This window comes from uncultured Algimonas sp. (genome assembly GCF_947498175.1).
Lineage (GTDB): Bacteria > Pseudomonadota > Alphaproteobacteria > Caulobacterales > Maricaulaceae > Litorimonas.
This window is the reverse complement of sequence record NZ_CANMJB010000003.1, coordinates 189,822-206,710: the sequence shown is the minus strand read 5'-3', so window position 1 is coordinate 206,710 and position 16,889 is coordinate 189,822. Positions and strand designations below refer to the sequence as shown.

Below are 16,889 nucleotides of genomic sequence, written 5' to 3'. Positions count from 1 at the left end.
AGCTTTTTCTCGACCCGGTCGCTAAGCGCGTCATCCGACCAGTCCGTCCAGCAGGGTCGCCGTCCAGATCGCGATCCCCGACGACAGGCCCAGCGCCAGCAGCATCAGCACGCCGTCGCGCGCGATCAGGGCCAGACCCATGACGCCCAGGATAGCCGCGGCCGGGACGACGCCGAACGGAATCAGCCCGAGCGGGATCATGGCCGCGGACAGGAGGATCGCGACCAGCGCGGCCAGAACCAGCATCGGCCCCTCCGTCGCCCAAGCCAGACGCGGCTGGATGACATTGTCGATCTTCGCCAGCCACGGGCCGACCTTGGCGTGGACCGCCGCGACGCGCCTGTGGGGCACCCGGACGCGCGCCAGGAAATCCGGCACCCAGGGATGCGGACGGCGCGCCAGAAGCTGGACGGCAAAAGCGATGTTGATCAGGCCGAAGGCGGTCGGCAATCCGGGCAAGGCGCCCAGCGGCGTCATCAGGAACAATCCGCACAGCACCATGACGGGCCCGAAAGCGCGGTGACCCATGGAGATCACGATATCGCGCATGTTGCTGTCTGCGCCGTCCATTTCGGAAAGGACATGGGTCAAGACGCCTTGCAGCGGCGCCGTCTCGATGGGCGGGTCGATATCGTCGGGTTGGCTTTCCACGGCGGTGACAGATAGGGCGGGCGCTGTTAGGGCGCCACCGCTTATTCGCGAAAGGGGCGGCACACTTGGAATTCAATGTCTGGCTGAGCCTCGTCGTGCTGTTCACGGTCGGTGGGTTGACGCCCGGTCCGGCGGTCATGCTCGTCATGGCCAGCAGTTTCCGCCATGGTTTCCGGCCCGCCATGCTGCCCGCATTGGGCATCGCTTCGGCCAATGTGTTGTGGCTGGTGCTGGCGGCCAGCGGGACGGCGGCGCTGCTGACGGCATTTCCGAGCGTCACGCTGGGGCTGAAGATCGCCGGCCTCTTGGTCATTCTCTATCTCGGCCTGTCGACCATCTTCGGCCCGCCGCCGGACATGAGCGTGAGTTCCGGCGACGCTCCCCGCCGGTCGGGGCTGTATTTCCGCGGCCTCGCCCTGCAGATCAGCTCGCCCTTGCCGCTGGTCTATTTCGGGATGCTGCTGCCGCTCTATTTCGACCCGCAGAAGGACTTGCTCACCCAATTCGGGATCATGCTGGCGACGGTGACCTGGCTGGAGCTGCAGGGGCTGGCCGTCTATGCGGCCTTCGCGCGGTGGATCCGGGCGAAGCTGCAAAGCGCGCGGGCGGCGAAGGCCTTCAATGCGGCGATCGGGGTGGTGATGATCGCCAGCGGGGTGTGGGCAATCCTCGCCTGAAAGCGATTTCGTCCGGGGGACGAAATCGAGAGGATTGCCGGAAGGCGACAGCCGGACGGAAGCGACCGAAGGTCGCTATAGAGGCCTAATCAAGAAGGCTCTATAAACCGACCGTCCCCGGCATTCATTGCCGGGGGACGACTTCAGCTACGCCGCCGCCTCGATCTCGATCGCCTGCGCCGCGGCCATCAGCACCGCGCCGATGCGGATCGCGGTCTGCACGCCGGCGGGCTTGACGCCGCCCTTGGTGACTTCGGCGACATGCGCCTCCATGCACATGCCGCAGCCGTTTATGGCGGACACGGCCAGGCTCATCAGCTCGAAGTCGACCCGGTCGATGCCCGGATCGCCGATCACGTTCATGCGCAGGTTCGCCGGCATCTTGGCGTACTCACCGCCGACCAGATGGACGAAGCGGTAATAGACATTGTTCATGCCCATCACCGTCGCCGCCGCCTTGGAGGCGGTGACGATGTCGTCTGCAACGCTGACTTCGTCCCGGACCGCGCCGATCACCGTGTGGTTCTTCGTCGCGTAGGCGGACGCGAGCGCGATGCCCGCGACCTGGTCCTTGGACAGCCCGTCCATTCCGTCGGCCGCGAGAACGCGGCCCAAGTTGAGCTTGATGTCCTTGGCGTAGTCCGGCAGCGCGGACTTCAGCTCGGCGAGGGCCATTTAAGCGGCCTTCTGCAGGTCGATCACGTCTTCGCCCTTGGACCAGTTGCAGGGGCAGAGCTCGTCCGTCTGCAGGGCGTCGAGCACGCGCAGCACTTCCTGCGGGTTGCGGCCCACATTCAGGTCCGTGATGTAGATGAAGCGCACGACGCCGTCCGGGTCGGCGATGAAGGTCGCGCGCTGGGCGACGCCTTCGGCTTCGTCGAGAATGCCGAGCGCCGTGGTCAGGTCGCGCTTGATGTCGGCGAGCATGGGGATCGGCAGGTCGCGCAGCTCGTCCTGGTGCTTGCGCCAGTTCCAATGCGTGAACTCCGAATCGGTGGAGGCCGTCAGCAGCACGGCATCGCGGTCTTCGAATTCCTCGTTCAGCTCGCCGAAGGCGGCGATTTCGGTCGGGCAGACGAAGGTGAAGTCCTTGGGGTAGAAGAACAGGACCGTCCATTTGCCCTTGAGGTCGGCGTTGGAGACGGTGGTGAAGACATTGTCGATGGTGATGTCGTCGAACGGCTTGCCGTCGACGGCGGTCAGCGAGAATTCGGGAAGTTTGTCACCGATTTTGATCATGGGGGAATTCCATCCTTTGGATGCGTTGGGACGTGGGAGATGAACCGGAAGGTCCGGCAGGCGCAGGGCCTCTAGGTCCGTTGGAACGGGGCGCCCAATCGTTTGTTCCAATCGTTTCCATAGGGCGGGCCTAAGGGTCCGAAAACAGCCGACCGACACGGCTTTGTAACCGCACTGTCACATTTGTTTCGCTTGCGGTTCAAGAACCGCAGCCCTAGGGCGCGCGCAACTTCAGTCCATTCGAAACCAGCCTGTCCCTTCCATGAATTTGTCCGCCGTTTCCGCCGGGGAAAACCCGCCCGAAGACATCAATGTCGTGATCGAGGTTCCGCTCGGCGGCGAACCGATCAAATACGAAATGGACAAGGCCAGCGGCGCCATGTTCGTGGACCGGTTCCTCTACACATCGATGCGCTATCCGTGCAATTACGGCTTCATCCCGCACACGCTGTCGGATGACGGCGATCCGACCGATGTCCTGGTGGTCGGCCAGCGCGCCCTGATGCCGGGCTGCGTCGTGCGCGCCCGACCCGTCGGCGTTCTGATGATGGAAGACGAGGCCGGACTGGACGAGAAGATCGTCGCCGTGCCGCACGCCAAGCTGACCCCCTATTACGACCAGATCAAGACCTATCGCGACCTGCCGCAAGTGCTGCAGGACCGGATTCCGCACTTCTTCGCCCACTACAAGGACCTGGAAAAGGACAAGTGGGTCAAGGTGCTGGGCTGGGGCGGCCGGGACAAGGCCCATGAATTGATCGCCAGCGGGATCGCGGCGGCCTGACATGCGCCCTGTCCGGACATATGGGTGGATCGCGGCCGGGCTGACGGCCGTCTTCGCCGTGTCCGCACAGGCCGGTCCCATGCGTTCGGACGCAGCCGGGACGGCTTCTCCGATCCATCTTCCGGGACCCCCTGTTTCGGCGCAAGCGCACGCCGACCTGTCGGCCCGGTCCGACCCTGCGACGGCGAACCGTTTCACCTGCACGCAACGCTGCGACAGGCAGTTCGTGCGCAGCCACCAGATCTGCGTCGCCACGATCCGGGCTCTGTCCGCGCACGCATCCCCCGACGAAGCCCCGCTCTCGACACCCGTCCCGACCACGGATGATTGCGACCGCGCCGCACGGTCCGGCATCGATCAATGCCGCAAAAGCTGTCGTCCTGACGGCCTGTCTCCGGCGCGCGCCGACTAATCCGTCAGCCGCGCCGTGATGCGCGGCAAATACGGCGCCAGCGTCACGGCGCGGGCCGCGTAATAGACCAGGAACGCCAACCAGATACCCGTCGCTCCGAAGACCGGCGTCAGCAGGAAATGCGCGCCGATATAGATCGCAACGGAGGCGATGCCCGCATTGCGCATCTCCGCCGTATGGGTCGTGCCGATGAAGATGCCGTCCATCTGGTAGGCGGCAAACCCGATCACGGGCGCGAGCGCCGCGTAAGGCAGATAGTCGCGCGCCGTCTGGCGCACGTCGGGATCGACCGTCAGCCCATCGATCAGGAACGGCCCGCCCAGCAGGATGACCGCGCCGAGCAATAGCGCGAAGGCGCATGAGAAGCGCGTCGTCAGCCGCACCGCCCGCATGAAGCGCGCCCGGTCGCGCGCGCCGTAAGCCGCTCCGCTGACCGCTTCGGCCGTGTGGGCGAAGGCGTCGAGCACCAGCGCGCTCATGGTGATGAGCTGCATGTGGATATGGTTGGCCGCCATGAAAAGCGAGCCTTCGGACGCGGCCGCATTGCCGAAGAAGTTGAAACCGAGCGTCAGCGTCAGGGTTCGGATGAAGATGTTCGAGTTGGCCACGCCCAACCGTTTGAGCTGGGTCGGATCGAGCAGGTTGGCGCGCGTGACCACGCCGGGCCGTAGCCCGCCGCGCCGGATGAATTCGCGCCGCATCAGCATCAATCCCATGGCAAATCCGCACCATTCCGCCACAGCCGAGGCCAGTCCGACCCCGTAGAGCCCGGCGCCCAGCACGATGACGAAGACTGGCGACAGCACGATATTTACGAGGTTCAGCACGATCTGCAGCTGCAGGGCCAGACCAGCCCGGCTGATCCCCACGAACCAGCCCATCAGCGCGATCGTGCCCAGCGTGGCCGGCAGGCCCCACAGCCGCGCCTGGATATAGGTCGCCGCTTCGGATTCCAGATAGGGTGCGGCGGTGAAGACGGCGAAGGCGGCGGGCAACAGGAGCATCTGCGCGGCGAAAACGACCGTCCCGATGACCAGGCCCAGCGGAATCGCCCGCAATATGTGACCCTGCACCCCGGCCACATCGTCGGCCCCGTCATCCTGGGCGGCGAGCCCGGCCGTGCTCATGCGCAGGAAGCCGAAGCCCCAATAGACGATGCCGTAGATTACCGCGCCCAGCCCGATCCCGGCCAGGGCTGTCGTGCCGACGAAGCGCCCGACCACGAATGTGTCGACCAGACCGACCACCGGCGCGGCCGCATTGGCCAGCATGATCGGCCAGCTCTGGTTGAAGACCGCGCGGGCGCTCAGCGGGGGATGGGAGGGGCCGGACACGACGCCCGCTCTAGTCCCGTCCTTAACCGCGACCAAGCCCGTATAAGAGGAGCGGGAACGATTCCCCGCGCTGTTCGCTAGGAGTCTGATGCTCGATCCCGAATCATGGATGGAAGTGCGCGACGGGCATTTCTACTGCAAACCGGCGGACGCCTATGTCGATCCGATGGAGCCGGTGCCGCGCGCCGTCATCACGCATGGCCATGCCGACCATGCCCGCAAGGGCCACGGCAGGGTCTGGGCGACCGAAGAGACGATGGCGATCATGGACACGCGCTACTACATCTCCGACGACACGGTGCGCGTCCCGCTGCGCTACGGCCAGCGGCACGATCTGGGCGGGGGCGTCACGCTCTGGTTCGCCAGTGCCGGGCATATTCTCGGCTCCGCGCAGGCCGTGTTCGAATATCAGGGCCAGAGGATTGTCGCCGCCGGCGATTTCAAGCGCCACCCCGATCCGACCTGCGCGCCCTTCGAGGTCGTGCCGTGCGACGTCTTCATCACCGAGGCCACCTTCGCCCTGCCCGTCTTCCAGCACCCGCCGCTGGAGAGCGAAGTCGAGAAGCTGATGCGCAGCATGCGCACCCTGCCGGACCGCACGCACATCGTCGGCGTCTATGCGCTCGGCAAATGCCAGCGCGTGATGAAGACGCTGCGCCTGGCCGGGTATGAGCACCCCTTCTATCTGCACGGCGCGCTGAAACGGCTGACGGAACTCTATGAGAGCTACGGTCAGGATTTCGGCGAGTGGCAGCTGGTCAGCGAGATCGACCGCAAGGACAAGGACCGCTTCCGCGGCAAGATCGTGCTGTGCCCGCCCGCCCAGATCAATGACCGCTGGTCACGGAGATTTGCCGACCCGCTGCCCACGGTCGCCAGCGGCTGGATGCAGATCCGCGCGCGGGCGCGGCAGAAGCGGGCGGAGATGGGGTTGATCGTCAGCGATCATGCCGACTGGAACGATTTGCTACGGACGTGCCGGGAGACGGGCGCGAGCATGGTCTGGATCACACATGGTCGGGTCGAGGCGCTGGAATATGCGCTGCGCAAGGAGGGGATCAACGCGAAGGGGCTGCACCTGATCGGGATGGACGAGGAAGCGGGCGAATGATGGGGTTTGGCGCAGCCGAAATTTTCGATTGGCAATCGAAAATACCAACATGCCGTGAGCGCATGCGAATGGATGAACCCGCTTGGAGAATGAATGGGCTGCCTGCAGCAGGCTTCTTGGTTTCGTCTCCCCCTCCGACCCGCGTGCTACGCACGACGGCCCACCTCCCCCTGTCCGGGGGAGGAACCAAAGGGTCTGGCTTTCTACGATCTCTCTGTTCCTCCCCCGGACAGGGGGAGGTGGCCGAAGCGAAGCGTAGGTCGGAGGGGGAGACGAAACGAAAAGTCTCGCAAAGCGAGACCATCCGATGAGCGACCCATCCTCCAGTTTCGCGACCTTCGCCGACCTGCTCGACGATCTCTACTTCACCAATTCCAACCTCGCCAAGGAAGCGATCCTCAGCGAGTTCCTCCGCACCACGCCGGACCCCGACCGGGGCTGGGCGCTGGCTGCCATCGGCGGGACGCTGAGTTTCGATCTGTTCAAGCGCAACCTCGTCAAGACGCTGATGGAGGAGCGGATGGATCCGTATCTGTTCCAGCTGTCGCGCCACTATGTCGGCGAGATGAGCGAGACCGTCGCGCTCGCCTGGCCGCAATCGCCCGAGCCCGTGCGCCTGAACCGCCTGCCGGACCTTCATGAGGTGATCGAGGAGTTCAAGGTGCGCGATAAATCCGGCATTCGCGACTACCTCATCGTACTGCTCGACAATATGGCGCCACATCAGCGCTGGGCGCTGCTGAAGCTCGGCACGCGCGGGCTTCGGATCGGGATGAGCGCGCGGACGGTGAAGAAGACGCTGGCCAACATGAAGGGCGTCGATGTCGGCGTGATCGAGGAGTTGTGGCACGGCATCACGCCGCCTTACGAAGAGCTGTTCGCCTGGATCGACGGCAAAGCGGAAATGCCGGACATTTCCAACGTCATGACATATTCGCCGGTCATGCTGTCTCATCCCATCGACGAAGACGCTGACCTGGACCGACTGGCCCCCGACACCCACACGGCGGAATGGAAGTGGGACGGCATCCGCGTGCAGGTCGCCGGTATGGGCGGCGAGGCCCGGATTTATTCGCGCACCGGCGACGACATTTCCCACAGCTTCCCGGACCTGGCCGCGACCGTGAACTGGGACGCGGTGATCGATGGGGAGCTGCTGGTTCGGCCGGACGGAAACATCGGCAGCTTCAACGATCTGCAACAACGGCTCGGCAAGAAGAAGCCATCGGGACCATTGATGAAGCGCCTGCCCGCGCACCTGATCGCCTATGACATCATCAGCCAAGACGGCGTGTCATATCGCGACCAGACGCTGGACGAACGGCGCGGGCGGCTGGCCGACTTCATCGGCAACCGCAATCCGGATCACTATTCGCTCTCGGAACTGCTGGACTGGCAGACGGTCGACGATCTCAAGGCGCTGCGCGAGGAGGCCGCCGCATCCGAAGGCCTGAAGGAAGGGCTGATGATCAAGCGGCGCGATTCGCTCTACGTCGCGGGTCGTCCCAAACACGCCTGGTACAAATGGAAGCGCGAGCCGTTCCTGCTCGATGCCGTGCTGATGTATGCGCAGCGCGGTACGGGCAAGCGGTCGTCTTTCTACTCTGACTACACGTTCGGTCTTTGGAAGTCGGTCGAGGGCGAGGAGAAGCTCCTGCCCATCGGCAAGGCCTATTTCGGCTTCACCGACGAAGAACTGAAGCAGCTCGACAAGTGGATCCGGAACCACAAGGTCGCCCGCTACGGACCGGTGCAGGAAGTGGACAAGGAACTGGTCTTCGAGGTCGCGTTCGACAGCGCGCATCGCAGCCCGCGCCACAAGTCCGGCTACGCGCTGCGCTTCCCGCGCATCAGCCGCATCCGCTGGGACAAGCCCGCGCATGAGGCCGACCGGCTGGAGGTGATGGAAACATTGATCGGGAAGTAGGGGCCTAGTCCGGCAAACTCGCCAAATGCGACAGCCAGCGGTCCGGCGCCTCATAGGCGATGAGATGCCCGGTGCGCGGGACCACTTCCATCGTTGCAGTGGGCAATGTCTGCGCGAACCGGTCCACCGCGGCGGGCGGGAAGGCCGTTTCCTCCTCGCCGACGAAGAAGCGGATCGGACACTCCAAGCCCTGGAACAGATGATGCCAGTCGGAGCCGAACAGGCCCAGTTCGTCGATGAACCCGTCATAGCCCTGGCAGTGCGTGTCCTCGTAGGCGGTGCGGAACGCTTCGATCGTTTCCGCCTGGCGCGTGAATTCCAGGTCGGTCCGGCTGTCCTTGAGGTAGTGGCGGATGAATTCGACATCGTATCCCGCATCCACGCGCGACAGGAAACCGTGGGCGATCAGGCGGCCGACACGCGGGGCTTCGCGCGACAGGAAGGAGCGCAATTTCTGCGCCGCGCCGATGTGGCGCAGATGCGGGCCGCGCACCGTCGGCAGGCCCGGCGCCAGTGCGACGACGGCGGCGATGCGTCCGGGCAGGTGGTGCGCGGCCGCGAAGGCATGCATGGCGCTGGTCATCTGTCCGACGACAGGCACGCGCGGCAATGACAGCGCGTCCAGCAAGGTCTCGGTTTCCCGGGCGGTGTCGCGGAAAGGGTCGGCCGACGGCTCGCTATTGTAGGATTTCGAAAAACCGGGCCGCCACGGCATCACCAGCTTCACATTGTGACGCAGCAATGCGGCGTGCAGGGCCGCCGTCACGACGCGGCCGCCCAGCATGCCGGGCAGATAGAGCACGGGCCGGCCGCGCGGCGCGCCCGCGACCGTATAGTCGATCACATGTCCGCGCCCGACCATCAGGGCCGTCGGCGGCACGGTCTGCGCCGCGGCCCCTTCCGTTTGGGGCGTGCTCTCCAGGCTGTAGCGCGAAAAGCCCGAATAGAGACAGGCCAGTTCCGTCTGGGAGCGCACGCCCAGCTTCTTCAACAGCGCCTTGGTCTGGTTGCGCACGGTGGACAGCTTGCTGCCGCGCTGTTCGGCGACGGCGGACAGCGGCAGGCCCGTGACGATGGCGCGCGTGATCTGCAGCTCCGCCTTGGTCAGCTTCATCATGTCGCGGAAGCGCTGGCCGACATCGGGATACCAACTGATGTGCAAGGCGGACAGCAGGCCGACGGGCCGGCCCTGCCATCCGGTCGTGCGCGACAGCGACATCTTGACCAGCCCGCCATCGTCGGCCGGATGGAAGCCGAGAATGGTGAGGATGGTGTTTTCCGGCTGGGTTTCCAATCGCCCCAGATGGTCGAGCAATTCCGCATGGTGCCCGGTTTCGAACTGGGCGGGATCCAGGCGACCCGTGCCGGACAGGCCGAACAGGCTTTCGGCCGCCGGATTGGCGTGCAGGACCTCGCCGCGGCCCGACAGCGTCATCGCTGGCTTGATGGATGCGTTGAGCGTGCGGATCGCGCTCGACGCCGACAGTTTGCGCCGCCCCTGCGAACGCAGAAGAGTGAGGGCGTTCTCGAAATGGGCTTCGAGATCGGCAAGCCCGTCGAGCTGGCCCTGGCGGAGCCCCGGAGCATCGTCCGCTTCCTCCGAGAAGGCGGTGTCGAGGATATCGGCCTGATGGACCTGCAACGCATCGAACAGGGTCTCGAACCCTTCCGGCCCGACGACCAGGCCGTAGGCCAGCTGGATCAGCGATTCCTTGCTGGGCGGATCACCGTTTTTGCGGGCAGTCGTCATGGTGGGCGGTTTTCTCGCTAAGACAGGCGGGAAGGCCGTGTGCGGGCCAAACTCTCTTTGCGGCAACATTCTGTCCATGTCCAACGGGATGTTGCGGCGATCCGTCCGAAACCCTGTTGCCGTTGATTCCGGCCCGCCCTACAGGACAGGCCGTCCGGTCGTCGGCCCGATGACCGGCCCGGTCCGAAAGATGGGAGCCAGTATGAGCGAAAGACGCGATATCGCCGTCATCGGCCTGGGCACGTTCGGCAGCGCCGTGGCGCGCGAAATGGCCCGCATGGGCGATCGCGTGACGGGCATCGACCGCGACGCGGCCGCCGTTGCGGCCATGGACGGCGAGATCGACGCCGTCATGCAAGCCGATGCGACGGACCCGAAAGTCCTCAACCATGCCGGGATCGGCCAGTTCGACAGCGTCATCGTGGCGATCGGCGACGACATGCAGTCGAGCCTCCTGACCACGCTGGGCGTGATGCAGGCCGGTTGCCAGAACGTCCATGCCAAGGCCCAGACGCCCGAACATGCGCGGATCCTGAGTGCCATGGGTGTGCGCAACCTGCTGGAACCCGAAGCCGGGTTTGCCCTGCATCTGGCGCAGCTGTTGCACAATCCGCACATGGTGGACTTCCTCAATCTGGGCAACGGCAATTATATCGCGTCCATGAACGCGCCGTCCGGCTCGGCCTGTACGACGGTCGGCGATCTGCCTTTGGCGAAATACGATCTGTCCTGCGTCGGCATCGATATCGGAGAACGCATCGTGACGGACGACCTGGCACGCCACGAGCTCAGCCTGTCCGACAAGCTTATCCTGGCGGGCAAGCGCTCCGACCTGCGGCGTTTTTCGAACGGCGGCTGAAGCGCGTGAGCAAACTGTCGATCCCGGCCTGGCTGGTCATCGTCTACGGGGCGTGGATCGCGTCGGGAACGGCCCTGCTGAAACTGCCCATCGCCTCGACCCAGCCGATCAGCTGGGTGGACGCTTTGTTCACGGCCGTCTCCGCCGTGACCGTGACGGGCCTGATCGTGGTCGATACCAGCACGGCCTGGACGCTGTTCGGCCAAGGCGTAATCATGGTGCTGATCCAGTTCGGCGGGCTCGGCCTGATCACCTTTGCCGTCTTCGTGCTGTCGGCGGTCGGCGCGCGCATCGACGTCTCCAAACAGCGCTATCTGGCCGAGGAATTGAACATCGACACGATGGGCGGGCTGATTCCCTTCGTGCGGCGCATCCTGGGCATCTTCATCGTCTGCGAACTGGTCGGCATGGGTCTGATCGCATCGCAATTCGTGCCCGAATATGGCTGGGGCATGGGCTTGTGGCACAGCCTGTTCCATTCGATCAGCGCGTTCAACAATGCCGGTTTTTCGACCTTTTCGGACAGCCTGATGGGGTGGGTCGAGAACCCGGTCATCATCTGGACGATCAGCTTGCAATTCATCCTGTCGGGGCTCGGCTTCCTGGTCCTGTCGGAGCTGTTCCGCATCCGGCGCTGGCGGCGCCTGTCCCTGCATACGCGTCTGATGCTGATCGGCACGCCGCTGCTGATCGCGACGGGCGTGGGCGGCTACGCCCTGCTGGAATGGACCAATCCGGCGACGCTCGGCCGGTTCGACGGTGGCGGTCTGGGCGGCGTCTGGACCAAATTGCAGGCCAGCTGGTTCGAAGGCGTCACGCCGCGTACCGCCGGGTTCAATAGCATGGACACGGCGGGCGTGACAGACGCGACCGCCCTGCTGACCATGGTGCTGATGTTCATCGGCGGCGGGGCGACGTCCACGGCGGGCGGCATCAAGGTGACGACCGCCTTCGTGCTGCTGCTCGCCACGATCGCCTTCTTCCGCCGCTCGGGCGTGATCCACATCCAGCAAAACGAGATCGGGCCCTCTTCTGGCCTGAAAGTGATGGCGCTGCTCTTCGTCGGGCTGATGCTGATCTTCACGGCGTTGTTCGTGCTGGTGCTGAGCCAGGAGCTCGACTTCCTCGACGCCGCCTTCGAGGTCTTCTCCGCCTTCGGCACGGTCGGGCTGTCGCGCGGCGCGACCGGGGAGCTCGACACGCTCGGCAAGCTGACGATCTGCGTCGTCATGTTCCTGGGGCGGCTGGGCCCGCTGACGTTGGGCTTCCTGCTCGCCACAAAGACCCCGCCGCGCCTGCACTATCCGGAAGGCAAGGTCTATCTGGGCTAGCCCAGAATGCGGGCCAGCACGATGATGAGGACGAGGGAATAGACCGCAACCGACCCGATCACGAGGAAGGTGGACGGGTTGCGGCTGAAGGTGGCCGAGGCGATGGACTTCATCTGGTACATCAGGTCCGGCCACGTGTAGGAGACGAAGTCGCCTTGCGTGAAGACGGCCTTGATGCGCCCGTCCGCATCCACGACCGGCAGGCGCCGGAACCGTTCATTCGACATGATGCGCAGCCAGTTCAGCATGTCGTCCGTCTCGCGCGCCAGGCGCGGGTTCCTCGTCATGATGTCGGATAGCGGGGTGGCCTTGGCGTCGAGGCCCCGGCCGACCACCTTGTTCATGATGTCGCGTTCCGTCACCACGCCGATGACGACGTCGTCGGCATCGACCACGATCACGGATCCGTAATTCTTCTCCGACATGCGGGACACGGCCTCGAACACGCTGGCGTCCGGTCCGGCCGTCAGGGGCTGGGGTTTGGTCGCATATTCGGGACGGTCCATCAGGCGGTTGCCCTTGCGCGGCGCGTCGCCCGTGCCTGCGGGCGGTTCGACTTGGTTTCTCACGGATGTCATAATCGTCCTCAACGTGTAGCCGGGCCACGACTGGGTCTTTCGCCTCAAGCCCGTCGAAACATTGGTTACGGCACGCCCGATCGGCGCGATTGCAGACGCGGCTGATGCGCTTTGACGCAGGCCGGATTCGGATTGTCGCAAAAGAGTCTCGGAACATTGGCCCGGGGTTCCCATTGATAAGGTGAACCCACACGGGCGCGCACGCCGCCATGTCGCACGCCCCCATCCCCAAGGAGACACGAATGGCCATCAATAATCTGAAAGAACTCTACCTCGCCGAACTCAAGGACCTTTACGACGCCAACGAGCAAGCCAACGCCACGATCGAAAAGCTGATCCCCGCCGCCAGCGACTCCGGCCTGAAGGACGCCCTGAAGCAGTCCATCACCGGCACCAAGAAAGGCAACGAGCATCTCAAGTCGATCCTCGACAGCCACGGCGAAGGCGTCGGCAACGTGACCTGCAAAGGCATGAAGGGCCTGACGAAAGAAGCCGAAGAGCATGTCCTGAAGGAAGAATATGGCGATGACAGCGTGCGCGACGCCATGCTGATCAGCCAGTACCAGCGCATGGCCCACTACGCCATCACCGGCTACGGCTCCGTCGAAGCCTTCGCCAAGCGCCTCGACCTGCTCGAAGACGCCAAGAAGCTGGAAACCTGCAAGGAAGAGACGATGGAAGGCGACCTGAAATTCACCAAGCTCGCCCAGGACGGCATCAACAAGGCCGCCAAAGCCGCCTGATGAAGCGATCCGTCCGCCGGTCCCGTCCGTCCGGCACGACTTCGAGACCGTCCGTGCCCTGCACGGGCGGTTTTCGCTTATTCAGCCCTGTGACTGGTGCGGAACCTGCCAGCATGGCAGGACACGGGCCATGAGCGACAGACCCGACGATGCGGCGCGTGATCCACGCCTGCAGGACCCATATGCGGAAGAGGCCGGGACGGAACAGGCCGGGGCGGAACGGGCCAAGACGGATGGGGCCAAGACGGATCGAGCCAGGTCGGACATCGCAGAGGCCGTTCTGCATGGCCAGGCGCTGCGCCTGGACGATGCGGAGAACATGCTCAAGTCGAGCTTTCGCACCATGGCGCTGTTCGAATTCTTCGCCGACGTCAAACGTCCGGCCTCCATCGGCGAGATCGCGGACAATCTCAACATGCCGCAATCCTCGGCGTCCGCGCTGACCCGGTCCTTGCAGGAGTCCGGCTTCCTCGAACGCGACACGGAGAGCCGCGCCTTCTACCCCACATTGCGCGTGGCGTTTCTCGGCGACTGGTTGCTCCGCATGGCGGGCCTGCCCGACGGGTTCGCCGACAATCTGGCGCGGTTGTCGGAAACCATCGGCGAGACGGTTTTCCTGGCCATGCGCAACGGCATCTATTCGCAATACATCTACACCCACCACCGGCCCGGCCCCGTGCGCGAACATGTCGAGACCGGCTCCGTCCGGCCGCTGGTCTGTTCGGCCACGGGCTACGCCATGCTGACCGGCGATACGGATGCCGACATCGGCAAGCTGGTCCGGCGCACCATCCACGAGGTCGGAAACGATTTCTGGAAGGAATCCGCCGTCCAGGCGGTGGACGGCGTGCGCACGACCCGGGCCAAGGGCTACGCCGTCGCCGTCGGCCCGTCCTATGAAAGCACGGGCGGCATTGCCGTTTCCCTGCCCTCGCGCGGGGTCAGGCGCCATCTGTGCGTCGGCGTCGGCGGCCCGGCCGAGGTAATCCGCGAGCGCGCCCCCGAAATCGCGCCCGTCCTGCGCGGCTTCGTCGCCGGTCTGCCGCGGTCCATCGAGGACGCGATCATGGGCCGAGCGGCACTCGGACAAAGCCAGCCTCCGGCAACGGCGCCCGACGCTGGCGTAAATGCCCGTGCCGAGCGCAGCGAGGGGCTATAGCGATGTTCTTGCCATCTGCGCCGCAGGCGTAGGGAGCGGCCGCGTGACTGTTGTCACGGGTCAAGAGTGGATGCCCGTTTTTCCGCAACGGTCCGGGTCCGCGTTCGAGCCTCTTTCCGGATGGCGAAGGGCGAATGTTCGCTCTGATGCCGCTTCGGCGCATGTCGGTCGAAGACCCTTATCGGGACGCAAACCTGTGGGGCTGAAAGAGAGGTTGACGGTCCCCACATGACCCGTGGCCGCTTAAAAATCCTCATGAACCTCGATTTGAGGTGGGTGCCGGAAGTAACTGGACCACGGTCCAGACAGAGCCAGCTCCCGAAGGATACAGTAAGGTCCGGTGGATTAGTGCCGCTCACGCAGCCCGCAGGAACCGTCCACACCTATGTGGGACGCAAGGACCGCAAAAGCAAGCGGCTAACCGGCCGCGTCCGATAGTTGCCCGGCCAGGCGCTCGATCCGGGACGCCGCCTTCAGCAGCGCCTCCGTCGCCTCTGTTTCGGCCGTTTGCTGGGCTTTGGCGGCCTCTTCGACGTCGCGGTCCGCCGCCTTGAGCCGTCGTTCGACGCGCGCTTCGGCGGATGCCTTGGGGTCTTCCATCTCGTCCAGCAAGGTGATCCCGGCCATGACGAGCAGGCGCAGATCGCCGATCTGGCCGAATTGCTCGGACATTTGCGCAACGCGCCGGTCGAGCCGCTCGCCGAGCCTCTCCAGCCGCTCCTCTTCGCCGTCTTCGCAGCCCAGCGCATAGGCGCGCCCGTTGATGTCGAGATTGACCTTACCCATGGCTGGCTCCATCGCCTGCGCCCCCATTGCCCGAACCCCCATTGCCTGAATCCTTGTCTTTCAGAGCCTGCTGCAGCACCTGGATCGTCAGATCCAGTTCCTCGCGCGTCTGCTTGGACAGGGCCTGGAATTCCTCTTCGCGCTGGCGTCGCGTTTCCAGCGCCTCGTCCAGCTGGGCGGCGAGCTTGGCGCGGTCGTCGCCGAAGCCGTCCGCTTCGCGCAATTGCGTGTCCTGACGGGCGAGCTTTGCGAGAACGGGGTCGAGCGCGGTCTCGAGCGCGCCGAGGGCGTCGGCCAGGGCGCGCGCCGCCTGGTCGAGGCCGGCCTTCTTGTTGGCGCTGTCAGTCATGGCTTGCGGATAACATCTTCATTCGCAATATGAATGGCGCAAGATCGCCCTTGCGCCAAGCGTCTTTTTTCACAGCGATTATTGCGCTGGCAGGCGGTTGCGCGTAACCGGCCCCTCCATTCATCGGATGCGCGCGAAGGGCGGACGGCCTTTCGCCTTTCCGAACGCCAGGATCGTTTCCCACGCCATGACCCTCAAGATCGCCATTAACGGGTTCGGGCGCATCGGACGCCTCGTCGCCCGCGCCTTGCACGAATACGATATCCGGGACGTCGAACTCGTCCTCATCAACTCGCCCGGCAAGATCGAGACGTCGGCCCACCTGCTGCGCTACGACTCGGTGCATGGCCGCTTCGACGCGACCGTGGAGGAAGGCCCGGACTGGATCGATTTCGGGCGCGGGCGCATCGCCATGACCCATGAGCGCGATCCGGCCGACGTGTCGTGGGACCAAGCCGACCTGGTCATGGAATGCACCGGCCTGTTCCGGTCGCGCGAAAGGTGCCAACCGCATTTCGACGGCGGGGCGAAGGCGGTCCTGATCTCCGCGCCGGGCGAGGATGTGGACCGGACCATCGTCTACGGCGTCAATCACGACCTGCTGGGTCCGGACGACCGGCTCGTCTCCTGCGCGTCCTGCACGACCAATTGCCTGGCCCCGATCGCCAAGGTCATCATGGACACGGCCGGGATCCGGCGCGGTTTCATGACGACCGTCCACGCCTACACGCAGGACCAGCGCATCCTGGACAATTCCCACAAGGACCTCTACCGCGCGCGGGCCGCGGGACTGAACATGATCCCGACCTCGACCGGCGCCGCCAAGGCCGTCGGCAAGGTCATCCCGGAACTGGACGGCCGCCTGTCGGGATCGGCCGTGCGCGTGCCGACCGCCAACGTCTCCATGGTCGATCTGGCCTTCCAGCCGGAAGAGTCCATCACGGCCGAAGCCCTGAACGCCGCCATGCTGGAAGCCGCCGAAGGCCCGATGCGCGGCATCATCTCCTACACGACCGAGCCGTTGGTCAGCTCCGACCTCAACCACGATCCGCACAGCGCGACTTTCGCCAGCCCGCTGACCAAGTCGATGGACGGCAACCTGCTGAAAGTCGTCGCCTGGTACGACAATGAGTGGGGGTTCGCGAACCGCATGATCGATGTCGCCCGCACCATGGGCGAGCGGCTGGATCTCGCCTGAC

The 16,889-nt window shown here is 64.9% G+C and carries 18 protein-coding genes and 1 other RNA gene; 10 read left to right on the top strand and 9 right to left on the bottom strand.

Going from position 1 to position 16,889, the window contains the following annotated elements:
- Window positions 1-30 precede the first annotated feature (30 nt).
- Window positions 31-651, bottom strand: coding sequence for an exopolysaccharide biosynthesis protein (locus Q0718_RS05850; RefSeq protein ID WP_298914889.1), 621 nt, complete (start codon window positions 649-651; stop codon window positions 31-33).
- A 65-nt stretch (window positions 652-716) separates the two neighbouring features.
- On the opposite strand from Q0718_RS05850, the gene Q0718_RS05845 reads away from it, so the two are divergent.
- Window positions 717-1,328 carry a LysE family translocator gene (locus tag Q0718_RS05845; protein ID WP_298914886.1) on the top strand — a complete coding sequence of 204 codons (612 nt, stop codon included), beginning with the start codon at window positions 717-719 and terminating at the stop codon, window positions 1,326-1,328.
- A 147-nt stretch (window positions 1,329-1,475) separates the two neighbouring features.
- Here the strand turns inward: Q0718_RS05845 and Q0718_RS05840 are convergent, their stop codons facing one another.
- Both Q0718_RS05840 and Q0718_RS05835 read right to left on the bottom strand, forming a co-directional pair.
- Window positions 1,476-2,003, bottom strand: a complete 528-nt coding sequence (locus Q0718_RS05840; protein WP_298914883.1) for a carboxymuconolactone decarboxylase family protein — start codon at window positions 2,001-2,003, stop codon at window positions 1,476-1,478.
- Window positions 2,004-2,567, bottom strand: a complete 564-nt coding sequence (locus Q0718_RS05835; RefSeq protein WP_298914880.1) for a peroxiredoxin — start codon at window positions 2,565-2,567, stop codon at window positions 2,004-2,006. It abuts the gene before it with no gap.
- 262 nt (window positions 2,568-2,829) lie between these two features.
- On the opposite strand from Q0718_RS05835, the gene ppa reads away from it, so the two are divergent.
- Together ppa and Q0718_RS05825 are read left to right on the top strand one after the other, a co-directional pair.
- On the top strand, window positions 2,830-3,351 hold the full coding sequence (ppa, locus tag Q0718_RS05830) for an inorganic diphosphatase (protein ID WP_298914877.1): 522 nt from the start codon (window positions 2,830-2,832) through the stop codon (window positions 3,349-3,351).
- A gap of 1 nt (window position 3,352) precedes the next feature.
- Window positions 3,353-3,763: a hypothetical protein gene (locus Q0718_RS05825; protein WP_298914874.1), complete on the top strand. Its 411-nt coding sequence runs from the start codon at window positions 3,353-3,355 to the stop codon at window positions 3,761-3,763.
- On the opposite strand, the gene Q0718_RS05820 is transcribed toward Q0718_RS05825, so the two are convergent.
- Window positions 3,760-5,097 (bottom strand): MATE family efflux transporter, encoded by a 1,338-nt coding sequence (locus tag Q0718_RS05820; protein ID WP_298914872.1) that lies wholly within the window; start codon window positions 5,095-5,097, stop codon window positions 3,760-3,762. The two genes, Q0718_RS05825 and Q0718_RS05820, sit on opposite strands and share 4 nt — an antisense overlap.
- A gap of 88 nt (window positions 5,098-5,185) precedes the next feature.
- Between Q0718_RS05820 and Q0718_RS05815 the strand changes: the two genes are divergently transcribed.
- Both Q0718_RS05815 and Q0718_RS05810 read left to right on the top strand, forming a co-directional pair.
- On the top strand, window positions 5,186-6,208 hold the full coding sequence (locus Q0718_RS05815; protein ID WP_298914869.1) for a ligase-associated DNA damage response exonuclease: 1,023 nt from the start codon (window positions 5,186-5,188) through the stop codon (window positions 6,206-6,208).
- Window positions 6,209-6,515: 307 nt separating this feature from the next.
- Window positions 6,516-8,135: a cisplatin damage response ATP-dependent DNA ligase gene (locus Q0718_RS05810; protein WP_298914866.1), complete on the top strand. Its 1,620-nt coding sequence runs from the start codon at window positions 6,516-6,518 to the stop codon at window positions 8,133-8,135.
- A gap of 4 nt (window positions 8,136-8,139) precedes the next feature.
- Here Q0718_RS05810 and Q0718_RS05805 read toward each other — a convergent pair whose 3' ends face one another.
- Window positions 8,140-9,885: an alpha/beta fold hydrolase gene (locus Q0718_RS05805; protein ID WP_298914863.1), complete on the bottom strand. Its 1,746-nt coding sequence runs from the start codon at window positions 9,883-9,885 to the stop codon at window positions 8,140-8,142.
- A gap of 202 nt (window positions 9,886-10,087) precedes the next feature.
- Here Q0718_RS05805 and Q0718_RS05800 point away from each other — a divergent pair, with 202 nt between their 5' ends.
- Window positions 10,088-10,744, top strand: coding sequence for a TrkA family potassium uptake protein (locus Q0718_RS05800; RefSeq protein WP_298914860.1), 657 nt, complete (start codon window positions 10,088-10,090; stop codon window positions 10,742-10,744).
- Window positions 10,745-10,749: 5 nt separating this feature from the next.
- Window positions 10,750-12,075 carry a TrkH family potassium uptake protein gene (locus Q0718_RS05795; RefSeq protein ID WP_298914857.1) on the top strand — a complete coding sequence of 442 codons (1,326 nt, stop codon included), beginning with the start codon at window positions 10,750-10,752 and terminating at the stop codon, window positions 12,073-12,075.
- Here the strand turns inward: Q0718_RS05795 and Q0718_RS05790 are convergent.
- Complete coding sequence (locus Q0718_RS05790; RefSeq protein WP_298914853.1) at window positions 12,072-12,653, bottom strand: CBS domain-containing protein; 582 nt, start codon at window positions 12,651-12,653, stop codon at window positions 12,072-12,074. The genes Q0718_RS05795 and Q0718_RS05790 overlap by 4 nt on opposite strands.
- 242 nt (window positions 12,654-12,895) lie before the next feature.
- On the opposite strand from Q0718_RS05790, the gene Q0718_RS05785 reads away from it, so the two are divergent.
- Window positions 12,896-13,396 (top strand): ferritin-like domain-containing protein, encoded by a 501-nt coding sequence (locus Q0718_RS05785; RefSeq protein ID WP_298914849.1) that lies wholly within the window; start codon window positions 12,896-12,898, stop codon window positions 13,394-13,396.
- Window positions 13,397-13,526: 130 nt separating this feature from the next.
- Entirely contained in the window at window positions 13,527-14,555 is a 1,029-nt protein-coding gene (locus Q0718_RS05780; protein WP_298914846.1) for a helix-turn-helix domain-containing protein, read from the top strand.
- A gap of 217 nt (window positions 14,556-14,772) precedes the next feature.
- Here the strand turns inward: Q0718_RS05780 and ssrS are convergent.
- The 3 genes from ssrS to Q0718_RS05765 all read right to left on the bottom strand — a co-directional run bounded on the left by ssrS (window position 14,773) and on the right by Q0718_RS05765 (window position 15,690).
- A non-coding RNA gene (gene ssrS, locus Q0718_RS05775) (6S RNA) lies at window positions 14,773-14,931 on the bottom strand.
- A 41-nt stretch (window positions 14,932-14,972) separates the two neighbouring features.
- On the bottom strand, window positions 14,973-15,341 hold the full coding sequence (gene zapA, locus Q0718_RS05770) for a cell division protein ZapA (RefSeq protein ID WP_298914843.1): 369 nt from the start codon (window positions 15,339-15,341) through the stop codon (window positions 14,973-14,975).
- Complete coding sequence (locus tag Q0718_RS05765; protein ID WP_298914840.1) at window positions 15,334-15,690, bottom strand: hypothetical protein; 357 nt, start codon at window positions 15,688-15,690, stop codon at window positions 15,334-15,336. The genes zapA and Q0718_RS05765 overlap by 8 nt, the downstream gene beginning before the upstream one ends.
- Before the next feature lie 187 nt (window positions 15,691-15,877).
- On the opposite strand from Q0718_RS05765, the gene gap reads away from it, so the two are divergent.
- The gene (gene gap / locus Q0718_RS05760; protein ID WP_298914837.1) at window positions 15,878-16,888 is read left to right on the top strand and encodes a type I glyceraldehyde-3-phosphate dehydrogenase; all 1,011 of its coding nucleotides are present in this window, start codon (window positions 15,878-15,880) and stop codon (window positions 16,886-16,888) included.
- The last annotated feature ends 1 nt before the right edge of the window (window position 16,889 follow it).